The sequence below is a fragment of the Streptomyces sp. MnatMP-M17 genome, assembly GCF_900091995.1.
In the GTDB taxonomy this organism is placed as follows: Bacteria; Actinomycetota; Actinomycetes; order Streptomycetales; family Streptomycetaceae; genus Streptomyces.
In genome coordinates this window covers 1-7,006 of the sequence record NZ_FMDK01000434.1, presented here as the reverse complement: position 1 = coordinate 7,006, position 7,006 = coordinate 1, and the positions used below count along the sequence as shown (strand labels likewise).

The following is a 7,006-nucleotide window of genomic DNA, read 5'->3' as shown; positions in this document are numbered from 1 at the left end:
GCGGGTGGCCCCCAGCGTCACTGGGGGCCACCCGCATCCTCACAACCTCAACGAGCCGGAGACTTGCTACCCCTCACCACTCCACCACGGCGCTCTCCTCGCGGGGCAGCACGGCGTTGACTTTTGGACCGCCCCAGCCGAACCACGCTGATCATCAGTGAGTGGCACATCTGGGCCACGCCAGCCCGAAACGAAGGCCAACAGGCGGGCAGCCAACACGTCCGGCTGAAACCCGCCGTCGGGTTCTGGATCCCACGGGCGGACTCCCGACACTACGAACGGCGGACCGTCGGCGATCAGCCGACTTGAGCCGCCTCCTCAGCACGTACTTCCCAGTCGGTCTCAGGTGCTTCGTGGGCCCCTCGGGCAACTGCCGGCCGAAGAACGGCCGGCTCAGAGGACACCCGCAACGGCACCACTCCGTCAGGCCACTTCACTCTTCAGCGCATGCTGAGCGAGGGGGGCAACCGAACTGCTCAGGCGTGCCTTGTAACGGCATCGCCTCCAAGCTGCCACATCTCGTAGTTCCCGCATTCTGCCGTGATCTCGGCCGTCGACTGAGCCGCAGTGACGAAGTCATCTACTACCGGCGAGGTGTGAGATGCCGCCACCGCGAGGCACACCTGGTCAGGAGCCAGATCCGGGATGGGCACATAGACGACGTCCGGATGCGAGTAGAACACGGACGCCGAACGGGCCAGGAAGGAGATGCCCCGGCCGGCCGCGACATGCTCGAGCGTCTCGTCCACCCCGCGCACCGGGTACCCGGCATTGGGGAGCGGGCGCTTGGTGGGCTGCGTGCTCGGGTCACCGTGCCAGACCAGTGGTTCTCCGGCCAGGTCGGCCTCGGTGACCTCCTCCTTGCCGGCAAGCCGGTGTCCGGCGGGCAGTACCGCTACCCGCGGCTCGGTGTACAGCGGGGTGACGCGCAGGCCGGCCTCGTCGATGGGCAGCCGCACGTAGCCGACGTCGATGCGGCCGTCGAGCAGCATCGCAGCCTGGTCGTCCCCTTCGATCCGCTGCACGTCCACGACCACGTCCGGGTGCCGGGCCTCGAACGCACGGGCCGCCGGGGTAACGGCAACGCCGGCCCGGAAACCGACCATCAGCCGCCGGTTGCCGCCGGCGGCCGCGGACACCCGGCGGCGGACCGCGTGGGTTGAGGCGAGCAGCGGACCGGCGTCGGCCTGCAGTTGCCGGCCCGCGTCGGTCAGCGCTACGCCGTGGCGATCCCTGGTGAACAGCGAGGCGCCGAGATCCTGCTCGAGCGCACGGATCTGCCGGCTGAGCACCGGCTGTGCGATGTGCAGCTCATCGGCGGCGCGGCCGAAGTGCAACTGGTCGGCCACGGCGACGAAGTAGCGCAGTTTGCGCAGGTCCAGATCCATGGTGTCTCCCGGTCGGTGATGCCTCCAAGGTATCACCACGGTCGAAAGAGGTCTTGGACACCCACTCGGGCCAATGGCAGCCTGAATAGGCACCTAATGGGCCGGGGCGAATTCGGCACAAGAATTCGGCAGCGGAGGGCTCAGGCCCAAATGACCACATCGGGAATTGAGTCCCCTCCCTTCGCGTCATTCGACGGCGTCGACGACATAACCGTTAACAACGACGGGGTGGGCAGAGCGTCCTATCCAGCTCCAGAAAGCAGGAACTCCATGAGCAGCATCAGCATTATCGGCCTGGGGAACGCGGCCCGTGCTTTGGCCGGCCGGGCGCTCGCCGGCGGTAACGCCGTCGAGATCATCGGCCGCGACCAGGCCAAGGCCAAGGAATTGGCCGCTGCGCTCGGCGGTGCCACGGTCGGGACGGCCGGCACCGCCCCGGCCGGGGACATCGTTGTCCTCGCCGTGCCGTACGCCGGTGCCGCGGCGGTGGTGAGGGAGTACGGGGACGCACTGCGCAGCAAGATCATCGTTGACATCACCAACCCCGTAGCCCCCAACCTGCAGGGCTTCGTCGTCCCCGACGACAGTTCTGGCGCACAGGAGATCGCCAAGGCGGCTCCCGACGACGCGCATGTCGTCAAGGCGTTCAACACTGTGTTCTCCCACGTTCTGGCGGCCGGTCCGGCCGAGGATCGCCCTCTGGACGTGTTCATCGCCGGCGACGACGCGCAGGCGAAGGCACGCGTGTCGGCGTTCGTCGAGAGCCTGGGGCTGCGCCCCTGGGACACCGGGGCACTGTTCATGGCGCGGGCACTGGAGAACGTCGGCCTGCTGGAGTTGGGCCTCATGAACCACTCCGTCAAGCACACCAATTTCTCCCTCGGTATCACCATTCTCGGCTGAGTAAACCCGCTACCACTATCTCTCGTGCCGCATCACGCCAGTTCACTTACGGCACGGGAAGACCCTGTACCTACCCTCACAAAGGACAGTTAGATGCGCGTATTCGTCGCCGGGGGGACCGGCCATTCCGGGTCGTACATCATCCCCGAGCTCATCGCCGCCGGGCACGAGGTCACCGGCCTGGCCCGGTCGGACGCTTCCGCGGCGGCCTTGTCCGCGCTCGGCGCGAAGGTGCGTCGCGGCGACCTCCAGGATCTCGACGGGCTCAAGGAGGCAGCCTCGGGCTCCGATGGCGTCATCCACGTCGCGCACAGGCAGGATCTGCTGCCCTCCGGCGGGATGGACGCCGTGGCCGCTGCGGAGCTCCCGATCATGCTCGCGTACGGCGAGGCACTGGCGGGAACCGGAAAGCCACTGGTCACGGCGGGGAGCATTGGCTCACCCGGGCAGCACCTGGGCCGGCCGGCCACCGAGGCGGACCCGGCCCTCCCCGCCGGCGAGGAGCACAAAGGCACCCTGCGGATCCGCAACGTCGTGGAAAGGGCCGTAGTCGACCTCGCCAAGCAGGGGGTGCGGTCTTCGGTCGTGCGGATCGCCAACATCGCACACAGCACGACGGATCGTGCCGGCTTCCTCCCCACGCTGATCGCGCTCGCGAAGGAAAGGGGGTTCGCCGGCTACCACGGCGACGGCGCGAATCTGTGGAACGCCGTGCACATCCGCGATGCCGCCACCTTGTTCCGCCTGGCGCTGGAGAATGGGCCGGCCGGCAGATACTGGCACGCGGTTGGGGACGGGGCCATCCCGTTCCGCGAGATCGCCGAGGCCATCGCCAGCCGTCTGGGCCTGCCCGCGGTGAGCGTTCCCAACGATGCCTTGATGACGCCGGGGTACTTCGGGTTCCTCACGAATATCGTCACGCAGAGCTACCCGGCGTCCAACCTCATCACCCGCCGGACCCTCGGCTGGGAACCCGCCCAGCCCGGCCTGCTCGCCGATCTGGACAACGGCCATTACTTCCCCGCCGGCTGACGGCAGGAACCCGGATCGTAACAAGCCCGGCAACCGGCAAGTTCGGCTCTTCTGAAGGACGTTGAGATTATGACAACTGTGGGATTCATCGGAAGCGGCAGCATCGGCAGGGCCATCGCGCGACTCGCTGTCGGGGCCGGGCACCAGGTGGTGCTCAGCAACTCGCGCGGTCCCGAAACGCTCGCGGACACGGCCGCGGAACTGGGGCCCCGGGCGTCCGCGGCGACGAGCGAAGAGGCCGCGACGGCCGGTGACATTGTCGTGGTCACGGTGCCGGTCAGCGCCTTCCCCCACGTGCCCGCCGCGCCACTGGCCGGGAAGACGGTCATAGACACCTGCAACTACGGCCCCGAGCGTGACGGGCACATCCCCGAGCTCGACAGCAAGTCCCTCACCTCAAGCGAGCTGCTTCTGCGGTACGTCCCCGACGCCCTGCTCGTAAAGGCGTTCAACAACATCTTCTTCAAGCACCTGCTGTCACTCGCCCGCCCGGCAGGGGCGGCCGACCGCTCCTACCTGCCGATCGCCGGGGACTCCGCACCGGCGAAGGCTGCGGTGACCGAATTCATCGACTCCATCGGCTACAGCGTGGTAGTCGCGGGAACGCTGGCCGACAGCTGGCGGCAGGCGACGGGCACGCCGGTGTGGGGAACACCGTACGGGCCGTACTCGAACGAGAAGGGCCAGCCGGTCGGCGAGGCCGCCATCCGCGCGGCACTGGCCACCGCAACGCGGTAACCGTCAATTATCACGGACCCTGATGTGGTCCGGCCGTGCCCGCCGGTCGCGCGGCTGCACCCGCTGTACGCGACACCAGCCGCCCGGCACCTGGCCCGGACCTGCCGGCTTTTACGGAACTGGCCGCCCGCCCAAGCCTCAGCAGAAGCCTCCGGGGAAACGGCCATGCATCTGCGGATGGTGGTCAGTTGACCTCTCGGTCCAAGCCGGACCAGTACGGTTCGCGGAGCTTGAACTTCTGGATCTTGCCGGTGGCGGTGCGCGGGATGGCGTCGCGGAATTCGACAGTTGTCGGTGCCTTGTAGCCGGCCATTCGCTGCTTGCAGTGGGCGATGATGTCGGCTTCATGTGCCGTCGCCCCGTCCACGAGGACCACCAAGGCTTTGATCGTCTCGCCCCACTTCTCGTGTGGCACACCGATGACGGCTACCTCGGCGACCGACGGGTGGCTGAAGATCGTGTCCTCCACCTCGATCGACGACACGTTCTCACCGCCCGTGATGATCACGTCCTTCTTGCGGTCGGAGATCGTCAGATGCCCGTCGGCTTCGTCGAACGTGCCGCCGTCGCCCGTGTGGAACCAGCCGTCTTCAAGAGCGGCCGAGGTCTCCTCCGGCTTGTCCCAGTACCCGTCGAGTACGACGTTCGACCGAGCCAGGACCTCCCCGGACTCGGAGACCTTCAGTCTGGCCCCGAGCGCGGGGAGTCCCGCGCGGGAGAGCTTGCGCGCCCGTTCCTCCGCGGGCAGGTTTTCATCGCCGGGCCGGGGCCGGTTGAAGGTGAGCAGTGGTGACGTCTCAGTCAGGCCGTAGATCTGAGTGAACTCCCAGCCCAGTTCCTCGTCCACCCGCTGGATCATCTTGCTCGGCGGCGGAGCCCCTGCGCAGACGATCCGCACCCTGTCCCGGCCCGGAATCTCTCCTTCCCAGGACGCCGCCGCATCCAGTACCGCGTTCCACACCGCGGGAGCACCACACATCAGCGTGACTCCGTGCTCGTCGATCCGGCGCAGGATTTCCGTGCCGTCCACCTTGCGCAGCACCACCTGCTTGACCCCCAGTCCGGCCATCACGAACGGCATCCCCCAGCCGTTGCAGTGGAACATCGGCAGTGTGTGCAGATAGACGTCCCGCTCCCACACCCGGGTGTGAAGCCCGAAGGTCACACCGTTGACCCAAATGTTGCGGTGGGTCAGCTGAACGCCCTTGGGGCGGGCGGTGGTTCCCGACGTGTAGTTGATCGTCGCGGTGGCGTCCTCGTCCGGCCTTGACCATGGGCGCGGCTCGACGCCGAAGCGCATGAGTTCGGCCTCGGTCTGCTCACCCAACACGAAGCGGTGGCGCACCTTGATCCCGGAGAGTCCCGCGTCCAGCTCCGGATCGACGAACAGAACCGAGGCTCCGCTCTGCCGCACCACATACTCGATCTCTTGCGGCTTCAGGCGGAAGTTGACCGGCACACAGATCCGCCCGCTCATCGGCACAGAGAACAGCAGTTCAAGCAGACGCGCGGAGTTGTGGCTCACCACCGCCACTCGCTCCCCCTCCCCCACGCCGAGCGCATCGAGCCCCGCCTGCCAGGCCCGCACCCGCTCGCCGAGCCGACCGTACGTCGACACGGGCACGGGCGGGCCGGGTTGATCCCATTCGTCGACCACACCCGGGCTGGTACGAAACCCCTGCTCCGCGCGGTCGAGGAAGTCCGCGACAGTCATCGGTACCCGCATTGCTCTCTCCCTGCCGTCCGGAACCAGCGCTTCTCAGTCGCTCAATCCCATTCGAAATGGAATGTCCCCTGATCTTGACGCCTTGAAGACATCGTCGGAGCGGCCGACATAGGTGAGGTAGCCGTCGGCGTCACGCGCGTCCTCGGCGCGGACGATCACATGGCGGTCCGCCGTCCGTCCTCCTCGACGAGATGCGGGGCGGTGCGGTCGTTGTCCTCGGCGATGCGGTCGAACCGGTCGAGCGCCCAGTTGAAGCGTGTCGGCCGCGGCCAGGAGAAGCCCTCGTACGCCGTCGCGTAGTCCTCCCGGTGCGCCAGCAGGAAGTCGCGGGCCGCTCTGAACTCCTCGGTGGCCGTCCTGAACTCCTCGGCCGGAAACTCCTCGGTCGGACCGCTCGGCGTCCTTGCCGTCATCTGTCCTCCTCATCGCCTGACCATTCGCTGAGCCCTGTCCGTCCATGCGGCGGCCCGGTCCCGCAGACGGGCCGCCGCAGGGGCGGACAGGCCATAGCATCGTGTAATCGGTGACGCAGGTCTCACTACCCCCGGACAGGGGTGGCGAGCCCAGTGGTGCGGTGCGGGCGGTGTGTGCGGTGCGGGCGGGAACGAACGGAGGCAGCGTGATGGCCGAGGCGGTGGAGATGCGGTCGGCGCTGGCGCGGCTGCGCAGGACGACCGGGCTGACCGTGGCCTTCGGCGGGCTGACACACGACGTGGGAGAGCTGCGGATCGCCGAACTGAACGGCACCGCGACAAGCGCCCTGCGCGGACTCGCGATCTCCTCCGGCAACGGTCTGGGCGGCAAGTCGATCGCCATGGCCAGACCGTGCGCGGTGACGGACTACCGGGAGGCGCGCTACATCAGCCATGAGTACGACGCGGCGGTGGCGGCGGAAGGGCTGCGCTCGGTGCTCGCCGTGCCCGTGGTCGTAAGGCGCCGGGTGCGCGGAGTGCTGTACGGCGCGCTGCGCAGCGCCCTGCCGATCGGCGAGCGCGCCTTCGACGCGGCGGTGGCCGCCGCGCGGGACGTGGAGCAGGCGCTCGTCGTACGGGACGAGGTACGGCGGCTGCTCTCGGTGACGCGCGAGGCGACGGCGGGCGCCGGAGCCTGGGAGGAGGTCCGGGCAGCCCATGGCGAGCTGCGTGCGCTGGCGCCGCGGATCGTGGACGCGGAGCTGCGTGAGGAGCTGCTCGCCGTCTGCGGCCGGCTCCCGGGCGCC

General features: G+C 68.3%; 6 protein-coding genes and 1 pseudogene. 4 read left to right on the top strand and 3 right to left on the bottom strand.

Features of this window, described 5'->3' with window-relative positions; translation table 11 throughout:
* Window positions 1-476: 476 nt before the first annotated feature.
* Entirely contained in the window at window positions 477-1,388 is a 912-nt protein-coding gene (locus GA0115259_RS19715) for a LysR family transcriptional regulator (RefSeq protein WP_093598776.1), read from the bottom strand.
* A gap of 270 nt (window positions 1,389-1,658) precedes the next feature.
* On the opposite strand from GA0115259_RS19715, the gene GA0115259_RS19710 reads away from it, so the two are divergent.
* The 3 genes from GA0115259_RS19710 (at window position 1,659) to GA0115259_RS19700 (ending at window position 4,061) form a co-directional block, all read left to right on the top strand.
* The gene (locus GA0115259_RS19710; protein WP_093598773.1) at window positions 1,659-2,291 is read left to right on the top strand and encodes an NADPH-dependent F420 reductase; all 633 of its coding nucleotides are present in this window, start codon (window positions 1,659-1,661) and stop codon (window positions 2,289-2,291) included.
* Window positions 2,292-2,384: 93 nt separating this feature from the next.
* On the top strand, window positions 2,385-3,323 hold the full coding sequence (locus GA0115259_RS19705) for an SDR family oxidoreductase (protein ID WP_093598770.1): 939 nt from the start codon (window positions 2,385-2,387) through the stop codon (window positions 3,321-3,323).
* A gap of 78 nt (window positions 3,324-3,401) precedes the next feature.
* Window positions 3,402-4,061: an NADPH-dependent F420 reductase gene (locus GA0115259_RS19700; RefSeq protein ID WP_093598767.1), complete on the top strand. Its 660-nt coding sequence runs from the start codon at window positions 3,402-3,404 to the stop codon at window positions 4,059-4,061.
* A 184-nt stretch (window positions 4,062-4,245) separates the two neighbouring features.
* Here GA0115259_RS19700 and GA0115259_RS19695 read toward each other — a convergent pair whose 3' ends face one another.
* Entirely contained in the window at window positions 4,246-5,787 is a 1,542-nt protein-coding gene (locus GA0115259_RS19695) for an AMP-binding protein (protein ID WP_093598764.1), read from the bottom strand.
* A gap of 173 nt (window positions 5,788-5,960) precedes the next feature.
* Window positions 5,961-6,200 (bottom strand): annotated as a pseudogene (locus GA0115259_RS19690) (hypothetical protein); the annotation flags it as partial.
* Between the two features lie 209 nt (window positions 6,201-6,409).
* Between GA0115259_RS19690 and GA0115259_RS19685 the strand changes: the two are divergent.
* A partial coding sequence (locus tag GA0115259_RS19685; RefSeq protein WP_107469224.1) for a GAF domain-containing protein occupies window positions 6,410-7,006 on the top strand: 597 nt, incomplete at its 3' end.